At 63.7% G+C, this 13,751-nt stretch carries 16 protein-coding genes; 10 read left to right on the top strand and 6 right to left on the bottom strand.

Translation table 11 applies throughout. From position 1 onward, the window contains the following. Window positions 1-395: 395 nt before the first annotated feature. The 4 genes from I6F38_RS41845 to I6F38_RS41830 all read right to left on the bottom strand — a co-directional run bounded on the left by I6F38_RS41845 (window position 396) and on the right by I6F38_RS41830 (window position 3,435). Complete coding sequence (locus I6F38_RS41845; RefSeq protein WP_225164500.1) at window positions 396-1,484, bottom strand: Cj0069 family protein; 1,089 nt, start codon at window positions 1,482-1,484, stop codon at window positions 396-398. Window positions 1,485-1,632: 148 nt separating this feature from the next. Then, entirely contained in the window at window positions 1,633-2,697 is a 1,065-nt protein-coding gene (locus I6F38_RS41840; RefSeq protein WP_225164499.1) for a nickel/cobalt efflux transporter, read from the bottom strand. 5 nt (window positions 2,698-2,702) lie between these two features. Next, entirely contained in the window at window positions 2,703-2,981 is a 279-nt protein-coding gene (locus I6F38_RS41835; RefSeq protein ID WP_016847064.1) for a metal/formaldehyde-sensitive transcriptional repressor, read from the bottom strand. Between the two features lie 97 nt (window positions 2,982-3,078). Continuing rightward, the gene (locus I6F38_RS41830) at window positions 3,079-3,435 is read right to left on the bottom strand and encodes a hypothetical protein (RefSeq protein WP_225164498.1); all 357 of its coding nucleotides are present in this window, start codon (window positions 3,433-3,435) and stop codon (window positions 3,079-3,081) included. Between the two features lie 343 nt (window positions 3,436-3,778). Between I6F38_RS41830 and I6F38_RS41825 the strand changes: the two genes are divergently transcribed. The 8 genes from I6F38_RS41825 to I6F38_RS41790 all read left to right on the top strand — a co-directional run bounded on the left by I6F38_RS41825 (window position 3,779) and on the right by I6F38_RS41790 (window position 10,164). Next, on the top strand, window positions 3,779-4,597 hold the full coding sequence (locus I6F38_RS41825; RefSeq protein WP_225164497.1) for a sulfurtransferase/chromate resistance protein: 819 nt from the start codon (window positions 3,779-3,781) through the stop codon (window positions 4,595-4,597). Further along, complete coding sequence (gene chrA / locus I6F38_RS41820; RefSeq protein WP_225164496.1) at window positions 4,594-5,985, top strand: chromate efflux transporter; 1,392 nt, start codon at window positions 4,594-4,596, stop codon at window positions 5,983-5,985. The genes I6F38_RS41825 and chrA overlap by 4 nt, the downstream gene beginning before the upstream one ends. 58 nt (window positions 5,986-6,043) lie before the next feature. Beyond that, window positions 6,044-6,277 carry a hypothetical protein gene (locus I6F38_RS41815; RefSeq protein WP_225164495.1) on the top strand — a complete coding sequence of 78 codons (234 nt, stop codon included), beginning with the start codon at window positions 6,044-6,046 and terminating at the stop codon, window positions 6,275-6,277. Window positions 6,278-6,351: 74 nt separating this feature from the next. Next, window positions 6,352-6,657 (top strand): hypothetical protein, encoded by a 306-nt coding sequence (locus I6F38_RS41810; RefSeq protein ID WP_057016094.1) that lies wholly within the window; start codon window positions 6,352-6,354, stop codon window positions 6,655-6,657. A 44-nt stretch (window positions 6,658-6,701) separates the two neighbouring features. Beyond that, window positions 6,702-7,646, top strand: coding sequence for a DUF1259 domain-containing protein (locus I6F38_RS41805; protein ID WP_225164494.1), 945 nt, complete (start codon window positions 6,702-6,704; stop codon window positions 7,644-7,646). A 23-nt stretch (window positions 7,647-7,669) separates the two neighbouring features. Then, window positions 7,670-7,849 carry a hypothetical protein gene (locus I6F38_RS41800; protein ID WP_016847070.1) on the top strand — a complete coding sequence of 60 codons (180 nt, stop codon included), beginning with the start codon at window positions 7,670-7,672 and terminating at the stop codon, window positions 7,847-7,849. Between the two features lie 58 nt (window positions 7,850-7,907). After that, window positions 7,908-9,326, top strand: a complete 1,419-nt coding sequence (locus tag I6F38_RS41795; RefSeq protein WP_225164493.1) for a hypothetical protein — start codon at window positions 7,908-7,910, stop codon at window positions 9,324-9,326. Window positions 9,327-9,501: 175 nt separating this feature from the next. Next, window positions 9,502-10,164 (top strand): hypothetical protein, encoded by a 663-nt coding sequence (locus I6F38_RS41790; protein ID WP_225164492.1) that lies wholly within the window; start codon window positions 9,502-9,504, stop codon window positions 10,162-10,164. A gap of 412 nt (window positions 10,165-10,576) precedes the next feature. Here I6F38_RS41790 and I6F38_RS41785 read toward each other — a convergent pair whose 3' ends face one another. Beyond that, a complete protein-coding gene (locus I6F38_RS41785; protein WP_225164491.1) occupies window positions 10,577-11,266 on the bottom strand; it encodes a glutathione S-transferase family protein in 690 nt (229 codons plus the stop codon). A 25-nt stretch (window positions 11,267-11,291) separates the two neighbouring features. Beyond that, window positions 11,292-11,417 carry a hypothetical protein gene (locus I6F38_RS44155; protein ID WP_256558579.1) on the bottom strand — a complete coding sequence of 42 codons (126 nt, stop codon included), beginning with the start codon at window positions 11,415-11,417 and terminating at the stop codon, window positions 11,292-11,294. 240 nt (window positions 11,418-11,657) lie between these two features. Here I6F38_RS44155 and I6F38_RS41780 point away from each other — a divergent pair, with 240 nt between their 5' ends. Together I6F38_RS41780 and I6F38_RS41775 are read left to right on the top strand one after the other, a co-directional pair. Then, complete coding sequence (locus I6F38_RS41780) at window positions 11,658-12,590, top strand: transcriptional regulator GcvA (RefSeq protein WP_225164490.1); 933 nt, start codon at window positions 11,658-11,660, stop codon at window positions 12,588-12,590. A 90-nt stretch (window positions 12,591-12,680) separates the two neighbouring features. Further along, entirely contained in the window at window positions 12,681-13,655 is a 975-nt protein-coding gene (locus I6F38_RS41775) for a magnesium transporter CorA family protein (RefSeq protein ID WP_225164489.1), read from the top strand. Window positions 13,656-13,751: the final 96 nt, after the last annotated feature.

Raw genomic sequence — 13,751 nt, 5'->3', positions numbered from 1 at the left:
CGGACCGAGCTGCCATTGGCCGATAGGCAGGCAATCTCGCATCGGTCGTCCAGAGAGAGCTGCTTGTAAGTCCGCCCCATGGCAACACCTCCTCAAGGAAGTGTTGCACTTCGTTTGTGAACTCAGGGGACCCATACTCCGCGGCGGTTGTGGCGGAGGGGACTCGTCGTTGCAGCACTGCTCAACAATGACCATCGGTGGTTATGGGTCTCAGCCTTCGCAGGGACGACACCGAATATGTGGCGTCGTCTGTGACACACTTCCGCGTTCTCGCGACATGATTTGTCCGAGCTTGGTCTTTCGTTCCGCCCTCAGAGGGCGCGGGGAAGGCCGGGTGCCGATCGCACCCATGGGCCCCGAGCAATGGGTAGAAAGAGGAAGCCTGCAGGGCGTGCTCACCTCACGCTCGCCATATTCCGACCGATGCGATCCCTGACCGTCTGCGCGATCGCCGCCGGCGCTTCGTCGGGAATCGCGAAACACGAGCTCGCGTTGATCTCGCAGAGCACGTAGGTGTCGGCGCCATCAGCATCGCGTGGGCCGTAGAGGAAATCGGCATCCCAGATCACCGGCAGCGACGCTTCATCGATCGTGAGCGCCGCCATCAACTGCGGGATCCATTCGTCCTCCATCAAGCTTCGCAGCGCCTGGAATTGTGGCGCATCGGGGCCATGCATGATGCGCGGTCCGGGTTGGGCTTCCGGAGAATCCGGGCCTTGCGGGGGCGGCGGGATCAGGGCCTTGATCAATTGGTGCCCGAAGCCCGCGACCTTCGCTCCGCTGACATAGCAACGGATCATGCCCTCGGGCAGACGCGGCTGGAATGCCTGATCGATGATGCAGCCGCCCCAGCCGAAATACGGCTCGCAGCGCGCCATGAAGTCGGCCAGCGGCATCTCCTCCGGCTGGCTGGCGCGCAGCGCATGCAGCACGCGAATCGTCGCGTCGGTCTTCGCCACGGCTTCCACCTTCCAGACCCCCTGCCCGCCATTGCCGCGGTTCTGCTTGAGCACGCGCGGACCACCCGCGCGCAAGCGCGCGGGAAATTCGGCGCAGAACGCATCGACCGTGGCGTATCGATGGGTGTCGGCGCCCCAGCCCAGGTGTCGCGTCCGGTACAGCACGTCCTTGACGCCCATCTTGAGGATAACGTCGGGATGCGCGCTGACCCACGGTCGCTCCGCCGCGACCTCGCGCAGCAGCGGATCGAGGGCGGCGCGCGTCTTGCCCTGATGGATCGGATCGACCCAGACCAGAACGCCGTCCATCGTCAGCAATTGGTCGCGGACGGCATCGGCGAATGTCTCGTCATAGACGACGGGAACGGCCTCGATGCCCGAAGCGGCAAGCGCTTCGAAGACGCGGACGAAACGGCTGTTCTGCGCCGTCGCCTCCTGGCGCGACGCGGCGTCGCCGCGCGACAGGATGGCGATTTTGCAACGACGATTTTCGGAACGAAGACGTGTGTGTGGTTCGGTATCCATGTGAAAGCTCCACGACGGTGAATGTCGCGCAGAGCTTGGACCGAGGTCTCACGGGGAGTCTGCCTTGTCCCCTTGAGGCAAATCTAGACCACCGCGCGCAGGTTTCAAGATGGAAGTGGGACGAAGCGGATCAGGCCGCGATCCCGGATCAGGCCGTGATCCCGTGCAGCCCGAGCCAGCCCGTGTAGAGGCCGACGAGCACGATCAGCGCGGCCGACACGTAGGGGGCGCGATGGGCAAAGCGGCTGAAACCGGCCCAATGACGCTCGACATGACGCAGGCTCAGCGCGGCCGCAACGCCGGCGGAGACCATGGTAAGCGCAAGCCCGATGCCGAAACAAAGCACCAGCACGAAGCCGAGGCTGAACTGCTTGAGCTGGAGACAGAGCAGCAACACGGTGATCGCCGCCGGACACGGAATCAGCCCGCCGGTCAGGCCGAACAGGATGATCTGCCATGTCGTGACGGTGCGTCCGGCAAAGCGCTTGCGGATGTCGGCGGCGTGCGCGCGCGCATGCGCGTCGTCCTCGTCGCCGAGATCCATATGCGCATGGTCATGCTCCTCGAACAGGATTTCCGCCACGTCCGCGCGGACTGAGACGCGCGCCTTGAAGGCATGCGGCTCCGGAATTTCGTCGATGCTTTCCAGATAACCACCCCTGTCGGCGAAGCGAAAGCGTTGCTCGCTGCCGTCGGGACGGATCGTCACGACATCAACGTCGCCGGCCGCCGGCAGCGCTCCAGCCTCGCTGCGCAACCGCCAGCGCGGCGGCACGCCGTCCTCGAAGACCTCGAGCGACAGCAATTGTCCGGCCAGGACCAGCTGGCGCGTTTCGTCGTGATGATGGTGGTGATCGTGTTCGGCAGTCTGCTCGCGCCAGGTGCGCCAGGCCATCCAGGCCGCGATCGCGATGATGATCACCGCCGACGCCAGTTGCAGCCAGGCTTCGCTGCGTTCTCCGGACCATTGCTGGCCGAAATGAAGCCCCGCGAGTGCGACCAGCCAGACGATGGCGGTGTGCGAGATCGTCGCCGCCAGGCCGAGCAGCACCGCCTGCACCACCGTGCCGCGGATCGCGATGATGAAGGCCGCCATTATCGTCTTGGAGTGGCCGGGCTCGAGCCCGTGCAGTGCGCCGAGCAGGATCGCGCTGGGTACGAACAGCCACGCATGCGCGCTGCTCTGCTGGAGCAGCTGAGACAGGTCGGTCATGACACTCACTTCAAATAGGTACGAACGACGTCGATCAGGTCGGCGGCGCCCTGCGCCTTCTCGGGATCCTTTTCCCGGGCAGGATCCACGACATGGTGGCGGATGTGATCCTCGAGCAATTCCGCAGTCAGCCCGTTGATGGCACCGCGAACCGAGGCCACCAGCATCAGCACGTCGGCACAACCAATCTCGGACTCCAGTGCGCGCTCGACGGCCTCCAGCTGGCCCTTGATGCGGCGAACCCGGCCGACGAGCTTGGACTTGTGCTTGATGGTATGCGACATGATTGTAATATAGGGGGGTACCCTATATTGGTCAACCATGCTGTCGGCCAGCCGGCGCGCGCATCGAGACATGGCGGCGGGATGTCAGCGGCGGGCGTCAGCCCATGCTGCCAGGCATGAAGCAGCGCGCCTTCGGATGACCGTCTATGTAATAGGGCCACACGATGGGTCGGCCGGATAGGTTCGGCCCGGGCACGACGGCTTCGTTCGGAACGTCAACCCACTCGCCATCGATGCGCACCCGATAATGGCCGTTCCTGGTTTCCCAGTCGACGTCGTCGATGTGCTGCGCATCCGTGCCATCGCAGCAGGGACCCTTGCTGCTATGCAGGCCCTCGTACCAACCATTCAAGTCGGGGTGCTGGTGATCGTGGGCGAGAGCGCCGCCGGTTGTTGTGATGAGCAGCATAACGACAAGAGCAACAGGCGTCGCATGCCAATAATGACTGTCCATCAATCGGCATTGCTCCAATGAATGCAGGCGGGAGCGCGACACGTTCGCGGTGTCGGCATCTACCTGAGTTGGTCCCTGCCACCGCGCAACTCGGTAGCGAATTGTATGTTCCTATTCGCAACTCGCCAGAGATGGAGATGCGGTCCATCGGACGGAGCCCACGGACGTTCGTTCCATGATGCGCGATGAAGTTTTCGTGACTGTCGATCGGCGATTGCTGCGGGATTTGGCAAAGTCAGGTTGACAGCCCGGAGATCAGGGTTTTTGATGTGGCTACGGGGATGTGCGATCTCCCCGCGAGGCGACATGCCCAAGAATCGCGTCCTGTCACCAAGGGCGCACCATGTCGTCATACACATCGATCTCATCAGAAAAATTGTCCCGTCTCATCGGTACGGCGAAGGCGCCGACGCTCGTCGACGTTCGTCTCGATGAAGATTTCGCTGCCGATCCGCGCCTGATTCCGGGCGCGGTCCGCTATTCCCATCTCGACGTCCAGGACTGGGCTTCCCGTTTCACCGGGCAGTCCGTGGTCGTGGTCTGCCAGAAGGGACAGAAGCTTTCCGAGGGCACCGCCGCATGGCTGCGCTGCAGCAACATCGCGGCCGAGATTCTCGAGGGCGGCCACCTCGGCTGGCGGGAAGCGGAGCTACCGACCGTTCCCGCCGACAAGATTCCGAAACGCGACGGGCGGGGCCGCACCGTCTGGGTGACGCGATCGCGGCCGAAGATCGACCGCATCGCCTGTCCATGGCTGATCCGCCGCTTCGTCGATCCCGCGGCCGTGTTCCTGTTCGTCACATCGGCGGAGGTCGAGGCGGTCGCCGAACGGTTCGACGCCACGCCGTTCGACATCGAGAACGTGTTCTGGAGCCATCGCGGTGAGCTCTGCACCTTCGACGTGATGGTCAAGGAATTCGGCCTCGCGACGCCGGCGCTGGAGCGGCTCGCGACGATGGTGCGGGCGGCCGATACCGCGCGGCTCGAGCTTTCGCCGGAGGCGCCCGGGCTGCTCGCCGCCTCGCTCGGCCTGTCGCGCATGTTCGACGACGACCTCGAACAGTTGAGCGCCGGGCTGCTGCTCTACGACGCCTTCTACCGATGGTGCCGCGACGCGACCAAGGAGACGCACAACTGGCCGACGAGCAAGGTCAAGCCATGACCGACGTCGCAACGACAGCGAAGGCGCGCGGGCATGAGCCCGCGCACGGCATCTCCTTCAACGAGGCGCTGCTGGTCTGGATACGCGTCGCCATCCTGAGCTTTGGCGGACCGGCCGGCCAGATCGCGGTGATGCATCGCATCCTGGTCGAGGAGAAGAACTGGATATCGGAGGGGCGTTTCCTGCACGCCCTCAATTACTGCATGCTGCTGCCGGGGCCGGAGGCGCAGCAGCTGGCGACCTATATCGGCTGGCTGCTGCATCGGACGCTCGGCGGCATCGTGGCGGGCGGGTTGTTCATCCTGCCCGGCATCTTCGCCATCATGGGCCTCAGCTATATCTACGCGGCGTATGGCAATGTCGGGTTTGTCGAGGCGCTCTTCTTCGGCCTGAAGGCCGCGGTGCTCGCCATCGTCATCCAGGCCGTGGTGCGGGTCGGCAAGCGTGCGCTGCGCAACCGGGTGATGATCGCTCTCGCGGCGATTGCCTTTGTCGCGATCTTCTTCTTCGCCGTGCCGTTTCCGCTGATCGTCGGAATGGCCGCCGTCACAGGGCTGGTCGGCGCACGCCTCGGCCGGAGCGAATTTGCGGCGATCGAGCATGGCGGCAAGAATTCCGCCGTGATCGACAGCATGCTCGGTGAAGCGGTGCCGGATCATGTCCGCCCCAACGCATCGCGCACCTTGCGGGTCGGCTCCATCTGGCTCGCGCTCTGGCTGGTGCCGGTGTTCGCCCTGCTCATTGCCCTGGGACCCAGCGACGTGTTCACCCAGATCGCGATCTTCTTCAGCAAGATGGCGATGGTGACGTTCGGCGGCGCCTACGCCGTGCTCGCCTATGTCGCGCAACAGGCCGCCGATTATTATCACTGGGTCAGCCCGCGCGAGATGCTGGACGGGCTCGGCATGGCCGAGACTACGCCAGGACCGCTGATCATGGTGGTGCAGTTCGTGGGCTTCATGGCCGCGTTCCGCGAGGCAAGCGGGCTGTCGCCGATGTTGGCCGCCACCCTCGGCGGCTTGCTCGCGACCTGGGTGACGTTCACGCCGTGCTTCCTGTGGATCTTCGTCGGGGCGCCCTACATCGAGGCGCTGCGCGGCAACAAGGCGCTGGCGGGCGCGCTTTCGGCGATCACCGCCGCCGTGGTCGGCGTGATCCTCAATCTGTCGATCTGGTTCGCGCTGCACACGCTGTTTCGGCAAACATTCCCGGTGCACGGGCTAGGCCTGTCGTTCGACGCGCCGGTGCCTGCTAGCGTCGACTGGCCGGCGCTGGCGCTGTCGATCGCCGCCGCGATCGCGATCTTCCGCTTCAATGCGGGGATGCTCAGCGTCCTCGCCGCCTCCTGCATCACGGGCGTACTGCTGCGCCTTGTCGGCATCATCTGAGCGGAGCGGCGGGCAGCTTGAGAACCTGGGGCAGCACAACACAACCAGGAGAACAACCATGCAGACACGACGACTCTCCCGTTTGATTCTCGCCCTGACGATCGCGGGCGCGGTCATGCCGGCCCATGCCCTGACGCAGGACGAACTCGTCGCAAAACTTCGCGCCGCCGGCTACGCCGAGATCAGCGAGGTCAAGTCGACGGCCGAAGGCACGACGGCGAAGGCGATGAAGAACGGCAAGCCGGTGCGGCTCGTGATCGACAGCAGCGGCCAGGTCAAGGAGCGGGACTGAGCTCCCGCGCGCGCGAAAGCCGTCAACCGATCGATGGAGTGATAATCATGATGAGAGCAATTGTGGCCCTGTGCATGGCAGTGCTGGGGCCGGGCGCAACCCTGGCAGCGCCGGCCGCCCTCGATGAGCGGCAGGACGCGGCCGTTACAATGCAAGCGGCGATGGTCCACCCGCAAGCGAGCGAGACGCTGCGCGGCGTCGTCGATCGCGTCGATGAACGCAACGACACGCTGCTCATCCGGTTATCTCCGGACCGGACCGAACCGTTCAAGGTCCAGGACGGCCTGATCTTCAATGCCGTCCGCTTCGGCGATCCCGTCGAAATCGCGGTGCAGAACATCGCCGGGTTCCGCACCATTGTCGGGCTCTCGAAGCAATAGAGCCACGATCCGAAGCATCGAAAGAGGTTCAAGGGAGCAATCCAATGCGACATACGATTTCGGCGCTGATCGGCGTCGGTGCCTGCCTCTTCGCCACCGGCGGGAGCGCGCAAAAGATCGACTGGCAGGTATTCGCCGAGCCGTTCGTCTCGTCGGCACATGCGCAGGCGATCGACTGGCAGAAGGTCGACGACACGCTGGGCAGAAAACCCGCCGTCACCGGTGACGTGCATCGCTACGGCTTTCCGCGGAGCGATCTTGCGGTGACGCTCGACGGCGTCACCATCAAGCCGGCGCTGGCGCTCGGCGGCTGGGTCGCCTTCAAGCCCATGCACGACGGCGTCATGGCGATGGGCGACCTGGTGCTGCTCGAATCCGAGATCAACCCTGTGATGCTGAAGATGATCGGAAACGGCCTGCAGATCACGGCCGTGCACAACCATTTGCTCGGCGCGAGCCCGGCCACGTTCTACATGCACGTCGCCGGCCACGGCGACCCGGTCAAGATCGCCGCCGCGATCCGGGATGGCCTCGCCGAAAGCAAGACGCCGCTCACGGCTGCGGCGCCGGCCGCCGCGCCGCCGGCCATCGATCTCGATACTGCGCAGCTCGATCAGATCATCGGCGTCAAGGGCCAGGACAATGGCGGCGTCTATCAGTTCAACGTGCCCCGCCGCGATCCGATCACCGAACAGGGCATGGCGTTAAGCCCGGTTGGCCCGATGGGCGTCGCCATCGGCATCAACTTCCTGCCGACCGGCGGCGGCAAGGCGGCGATCACCGGCGATTTCGTGCTGACAAATGACGAGGTCAACCCCGTCATCATGGCGCTGCGGACGCACGGCATCGACGTCACCGCGCTGCACAGCCACATGCTGAACGAACAGCCGCGCCTGTTCTTCATGCATTTCTGGGCCAATGACGACGCCGTCAAGCTCGCCAAGGGCTTGCGTGCCGCGCTCGATAAGACGGCTACGACAAAAGGCTGACACTGGTCTCGGAGGGATCAACGATGCGAAGCCTCACGGTCATGTCCATGGTTGTCGTCGGAGTTCTTGTGGGCATGGACGCTGCGATCGGCCAGACCAGCTGTCAGGTCTGCGCTGATCAGCAAAAGGCGTGCATGAAGAACTATGCCGGGCCGACCTGCAAGTCCGAGTATCAGATGTGCAAGAAAGCCTGCAAGAAATGACAGGGCGCCCTTGCAACCGGCGCGTGTGTGCTAACCGGGCTGAAGTGAGATGCTGACGATGCGCACGCTGCTCAGGAGTGCCCACGTGATGCTGCGCATTGCCGCCACGGTGCTTGCGATCGCGCTGACATCGGCTCGGCCGGCGCCGGCGGACGATGGCAAGATCGTTGTCTTTGTCTGCCTGCACGGCGTGGTGAACAGCCAGATGGCGGCGGCCTATTTCAACAAGGCTGCCCAGGAGCGCGGATTGCGGTTCAGGGCGGTCTCACGCGGCATCGACCTTTATCGGTCGGTGCCGGTCAGGGTGCAGGATGGCCTTGCACTCGACGGTCTGGAGGCGGCCAACACGCCGCAACAGCTGACCATCGACGACATGGCCGCGGCAGACCAGGTGGTGGCGTTCGATCAGCTCCCCGCCGACCGGCGCAGACGGGCCGACGTGACCTACTGGTCCGGCATTCCCTTGGGTATCGATGATTATGGGTCGGCCCGGGATCAGATCGTCCGGCGCATCGACGCCCTTATTCCGACGCTGGCAGCGGCAACTGAACCGGCAGGAGACAAGACGCCCCTTCAGCTCGAAACGAAGATCCTGCTCGGCGATATCCGCGGTCGGATTGATCACCTGGCGGTCGACCTGAAGCGGCAGCGACTGTTCGTGGCCGAGCTCGGCAATGACAGCGTCGGCGTCGTCGATCTGGCTGCGCGCAGTTTGCTTCGAACCCTTACCGGATTGAGCGAACCCCAAGGCGTCGGCTATGAGCCGTCGACCGACACCCTCTACGTCGCCAACGCCCGCGACGGATCGGTGCAGCTATACGAAGCCGGCGAGTACAAGGCGACCGGGCGAATCGAACTCGGCAGCGACGCCGACAATATCCGGGTCGACGCGGCGGCCAAGCGCGTCATCGTCGGCTATGGCGATGGTGGCCTGGCAGTCGTCGACCCATCCACCCGGACAAAGGTTCGGAGCCTGCTCCTTAAGGCACATCCGGAAAGCTTCCAGCTTCAGCCCGACAGTGGGCGCATCTTTGTCAATCTGCCTGACGCGCGAACCGTCGCGGTGGTGGACGTTGCTTCCGGGAAACAACTCGCCAGCTGGCCGCTGGACAAGGGCGGCAATTTCGCGATGGCCATCGATCACGAACGAAGTCGCGTTCTCCTGGTGTATCGCAGCCCAGCCGAGCTTGCAGCCTTTTCGACCGACGGCAAGGCGATTGCAGCCACCGGCACTTGCGGCGATGCCGACGACCTCTTTGTAGATGCAAAGCGCGGACGCATTTATGTGAGCTGCGGCGGTGGATACGTCGATGTGTTTGAGATTGATGGAGCGGCCTATCGACTGATCGCGCGCCTGCCGACGGCGACGGGCGCACGAACATCGCTCTTTGTGCCGGAGCTGGACCGTCTGTTTGTTGCGGTCCGCGCGGGGGCTGCCGGACCGGCGGCAATCTGGGTGTTCAAGCCAATGCCTTGAGATCGACTTTGTGGGGAGACGGCGCATGGGGAAACGCAGCCGGGGCTTTCGCAGCTGTTCGAGATGCCTTGCGCCTCGCTTCATGGTCGCTCTTGGACTGATCGCCTGGTCTGACCCCGCCTCGGCCTATCGCCCCTTCGATGGCACAGATGCCGCCGTTGCCAAGGAGGGGGAGATGGAGGTCGAGCTGCAGCCGGCCGGACGTTTGCGTGATGAGAGCGGAACAAGCCTGATCGCGCCGGCCTGGGTTCTCAACTACGGTCTGAGCGAGAGTTGGGAAGCCGTGTTCGAAGGCCAGGGACAAACGTCGCTCTCTCCGCCCGGACCGACCAGCCTGACTGCAGCCGGAGCGTTTCTCAAGCACGTGGTCGTACCCGGTAGCCTGCAGGACAAGGCCGGTCCGAGCATTGCGACCGAATTTGGCGTCCTTCTTCCTGACAGTACCGGCAATTCGGGCGTTGGCGTAAGCTTGGCCGGCATTGTCTCGCAGCGCTGGGATTGGGGCACCATTCACTTGAATGCCGAGACTGTCATCACCCGCGACCATCATGGCGACGTGTTCGTGGGTGCTATTGTCGAAGGACCGATGACCTGGACGGTGCGCCCCGTCGCCGAGATATTCTACGAGAACGAGTTTGGGAAAGAGGATACGTTCTCGGGGTTGGTCGGGCTGATCTATCGTGTGCGCGACGACCTCAGCTTCGACATCGCGGTCCGGCACGCGCTCACCGGTGGCCATCCGGTAAACGAGATACGTGCGGGATTGACTATCGGCTTTCCGCTTTCCTTCTTCGAAGGTCACGCCGCGCACCAAGCCTCGCCAATTCCGTCTCGATAGCTACTGGCGGTCCCGGTTCTCTGGATGGGCTCGCCAGTCTCGACCGACAGTCTGATGGCCGTCGTCTGGTATTGCCTGGCCGGCGTGGTCCCTCGCGCCGCCTTGAGCCTTCCAGTCACGCCCGATCTTAACGTCCTCGGCGCGACTGCGATCCTGCTCGCGGGTTTGCTCCGACTGCTGAGGCGGCTGGGCCTGTTGGACAGGCGTGGACTGTGCTTTTGCATCGCTTCCGGCGAATGCGAAGGTCATTGCGACCGCGGAGATGAACGCAACCGATATAGAATTCTTCATGGTGTTGTCCCTTCCTCTTGCTCTGCACTAACGCTCCGTCATCGCCTTTGTTCGGAAACAAACGGGCTTCTGGCCGCACGTGGTGGTCGGAACCGGGCGCTCTGCACGCGAACAGTGACAGTCAATATTTCGGCCGGTGCGAAGTAGCCCATTCGCGCGCGTGTTCGATCGGCACCCGCTGCACGGCGGCGCGAACCTTTTGCGTTGCGGGCAGATTGTCCATGCGTTCCCGCCAGCGGCAGAATGCCGGGAATTTCGGATACATCGACTGCCCTTCGGCGGTGAGGCTGAAGGCGAACGTGCTCGGCAGCAGATAGAAATCCGCAATCGAGAGCTCGCCCCCAAGCAAAAAATCCTTGCCGTGCGCAAGCTGGCGCTCGGCCACCGCAAGCCCGGTCTCGACCTTGGGCAGCGCATGTGCCACGACCTTCTCGTCGGGGGCAATGCCGAGCTCCGGGAAAACCAGACGCTCATGCGCCACGTGATAGATCATGTAGGGGTAGTAATAGTTGTTAACAGCGCTGATCCACTGGTTCATACGCGCCCGCGCCTTGATGTCTTTCGGCGTCAGCGACACGCCGTCAAAGGCTTCGTCGACATAGGCGGCAATCGCACTCGTCTCGTAGACGGTGAGATCGCCGTGTTTCAGAATTGGAACACGGTTGAACGGGTGCAGCGCCAAGTGATCGGGCTTGCCCATGAACGGTTCGAGGTCGTGGAATTGGTAAGCTACGTCCTTGTGCGTCAGGATCAAGCGGACGATGTTGACAAAGCTGCTGCGTGGGAAACCGTAGACGATCGGATCGGACATCCGTTTTCTCCTTTCTGATTTGGTTTCAGCGCCAGAACGGCTTGGAGGCCTCGCGCAGCGCCTGCTCGCGCGTCAGGCCGAGATCGCGAAGCAGATGCGGGTCGTCGGCGATCGCGCGTAGCGCCATGCGCTGAAACGGCCGGTCAAGCAAGCTCCACCATCCGGGGCGCGGAGCGCCTGGCGGCGTTCCTGAGCTGAATTGATGAAGTGGTGTGGCCGGGTCGGCGGCGGGCATCGGCGGGATCGACCGAGTATCGGTAAAAAGGACGGACACGACAGGCTCCAAATTGCTTGAAATGCTTCACTGGAGCTGTTCAATAATCGTGCGGGGCGGTTTCCCGCAAAGCATCGTTTCTCGTGCCTGCCCTAATTTTTCTCATGAAGTCGTGCGATGCGCCCACGCCTGCCGCCACTCAATGCCCTGAAGGCCTTCGAGGCCGCCGCGCGCCACGAGAGTTTTACGCGCGCGGCCGAAGAGCTTTGTGTCACGCAGGGTGCCGTCAGCCATCAGGTGAAAGCACTGGAAGCGGAGCTCGCAATAAAGCTCTTCAACCGCGAGCGCCAGCGCCTGATCATCACCGAGGCCGGGCGCGATTATCTCGCGGTCGTGCGCGACGCGCTCGACCGCATCGCCATCGGCACCGAGCGGCTATTGCAGCGGCAGAATACCGGCGTGCTGACCGTATCGACGTCACCGGACTTTGCCGCGAAATGGCTGGTGCACCGGCTCGGCCACTTTGTTGAGGCGCATAGCGGCATCGACCTGCGCGTCTCCGCCACGCTGCACCACGTCGACTTCGCGCGAGAGGAAGTGGATCTCGCGGTGCGCCATGGCGACGGCAACTGGCCGGGGCTTGACGCGGTGCGGCTGAGCCCGGAGCGGCTATTTGCGGTGTGCAGCCCAAAGCTATTGTCCGGCAAGCGACGCCTGAGCAACCCCGCTGACATCCTGAAATTTCCGCTGATCCATATGGACAGTCGCGCCGACTGGAAGAACTGGCTTGAGGAAGCGGGACTTGACGATGCTGCCGCCACGCATGGCCCGGTCCTCAATCGCGCCAGCATGGTGATTGATGCCGCCATCAATGGGCAAGGCATTGCGCTCGCGCGCACCACGCTGGCGGCGTGGGACCTCATCAACGGCCATCTGGCGCGGCCGTTTCCGCAGTCGCTGCCATTGTCGAAGACCTACTGGATCCTCTGCCCGAAGGCGACCGCAAACCTGCCGAAGATCGTGACGTTTCGCGATTGGTTGCTCTCGGAGGCCGCAAGCGACCTGCGCCGGCTTCGAAAGCTCGGCGGAACCTCTCATCGACTGAAGTGAGTGCCGGCAGGCTTCCAAATACAGGGAACGGCCCTGCGGCCCTCGGGATTGTCGTGGGACGCACCACCCACCATGCATGGAGCCCGATCATTGCTGCAGCTGTACAGGTCGGCGACCTCCGATTGGCGGAGCATCGGCGCCGAAGTGCCGCCCGAGGTCATCTGGATCGATCTGCTCGATCCCACGGAGGACGAAAAGCAGTTCGTCGAGCGCGCACTCGACATCCGCGTCCCGTCCGAGCGATCGTTGAGCGAGATCGAGGCGTCGAGCCGACTAATCACCGATCATGACCGGCTCTATCTGAGCTCGCCGGCGGTGCGACTCGACGACAACAATGAAGCCGAGATCACCAATATCGGCTTCGTGATCGGCCCAAAGGTGCTGGTCACAGTGCGGTTCGCGCAGCTGACCACGTTCGACGACGTCATGAAGCGGATCGGCACCGACAAGAGCCTGCAGAACGGCATGTGCGTGTTCACCGCGCTGCTCGAGGCCATGATCGATCGCGGCGCCGACGTGCTGGAGCATCTCGGCGCCAAGACCGACAGGCTGTCGCGGGGCGTCTTCAAGGGCGGCCTGGTGCGGAGCAAGCGTCCGGTGCGCTCCAGCCGCAGGTTGCGCGAGGCGCTGGAGAACATCGGCGAGCTCGCCGATCGCCTGGCGAAGGCGCGCGACGTGCTGCTCGGCGTCGGCCGGGTCGCGAGCTTCGCCGATGACGTCGGCAATGAATGGATCACGTCGGCATCGAAGCGCCGGCTCGAGGCTGTCACCAAGGACGTCGCCTCGCTCGGCGACTACGAGACCCGGCTGTCGGACAAGATCCAGCTGCTGCTGGACGCCGTGCTCGGCTTCATCAACATCCAGCAGAACGACCTGTTCAAGATCCTGACCATCGTGTCGGTGGTCGGCGTTCCCCCGACCATCCTGGTCGGGGTCTGGGGCATGAATTTCAAGGAGATGCCGGAGCTGAGCTGGACCTTCGGCTATCCCTTGGCCTGGGCCGCGATCATCGCCAGCGGCATCCTGCCGGTGCTCTGGTTCAAGCGGCACGGCTGGTTCGATTAAAACAAGCGAAGTTGAAACGCCGCCGCGTTATCCGCGTTGAGAACCTGCCTGCGCGTCTATAAATCTGAAGCTGCCCCACCCGCCCCTGTGACGCGG

This window comes from Bradyrhizobium sp. BRP56, from assembly GCF_020194035.1.
In the GTDB taxonomy this organism is placed as follows: domain Bacteria; phylum Pseudomonadota; class Alphaproteobacteria; order Rhizobiales; family Xanthobacteraceae; genus Bradyrhizobium; species Bradyrhizobium australafricanum.
Note: the sequence above shows the minus strand (reverse complement) of the source record. Positions and strands in the feature narration are given on the sequence as shown.

Bases quoted from the DNA above. Each gene is read 5' to 3' on its own strand.
- I6F38_RS41845 (WP_225164500.1), bottom strand. From the start codon at position 1,484: ATGGATACCGAACCACACACACGTCTTCGTTCCGAAAATCGTCGTTGC.
- I6F38_RS41840 (WP_225164499.1), bottom strand. From the start codon at position 2,697: ATGACCGACCTGTCTCAGCTGCTCCAGCAGAGCAGCGCGCATGCGTGG.
- I6F38_RS41835 (WP_016847064.1), bottom strand. From the start codon at position 2,981: ATGTCGCATACCATCAAGCACAAGTCCAAGCTCGTCGGCCGGGTTCGC.
- I6F38_RS41830 (WP_225164498.1), bottom strand. From the start codon at position 3,435: ATGGACAGTCATTATTGGCATGCGACGCCTGTTGCTCTTGTCGTTATG.
- I6F38_RS41825 (WP_225164497.1), top strand. From the start codon at position 3,779: ATGTCGTCATACACATCGATCTCATCAGAAAAATTGTCCCGTCTCATC.
- chrA (WP_225164496.1), top strand. From the start codon at position 4,594: ATGACCGACGTCGCAACGACAGCGAAGGCGCGCGGGCATGAGCCCGCG.
- I6F38_RS41815 (WP_225164495.1), top strand. From the start codon at position 6,044: ATGCAGACACGACGACTCTCCCGTTTGATTCTCGCCCTGACGATCGCG.
- I6F38_RS41810 (WP_057016094.1), top strand. From the start codon at position 6,352: ATGGCAGTGCTGGGGCCGGGCGCAACCCTGGCAGCGCCGGCCGCCCTC.
- I6F38_RS41805 (WP_225164494.1), top strand. From the start codon at position 6,702: ATGCGACATACGATTTCGGCGCTGATCGGCGTCGGTGCCTGCCTCTTC.
- I6F38_RS41800 (WP_016847070.1), top strand. From the start codon at position 7,670: ATGCGAAGCCTCACGGTCATGTCCATGGTTGTCGTCGGAGTTCTTGTG.
- I6F38_RS41795 (WP_225164493.1), top strand. From the start codon at position 7,908: ATGCGCACGCTGCTCAGGAGTGCCCACGTGATGCTGCGCATTGCCGCC.
- I6F38_RS41790 (WP_225164492.1), top strand. From the start codon at position 9,502: ATGGAGGTCGAGCTGCAGCCGGCCGGACGTTTGCGTGATGAGAGCGGA.
- I6F38_RS41785 (WP_225164491.1), bottom strand. From the start codon at position 11,266: ATGTCCGATCCGATCGTCTACGGTTTCCCACGCAGCAGCTTTGTCAAC.
- I6F38_RS41780 (WP_225164490.1), top strand. From the start codon at position 11,658: ATGCGCCCACGCCTGCCGCCACTCAATGCCCTGAAGGCCTTCGAGGCC.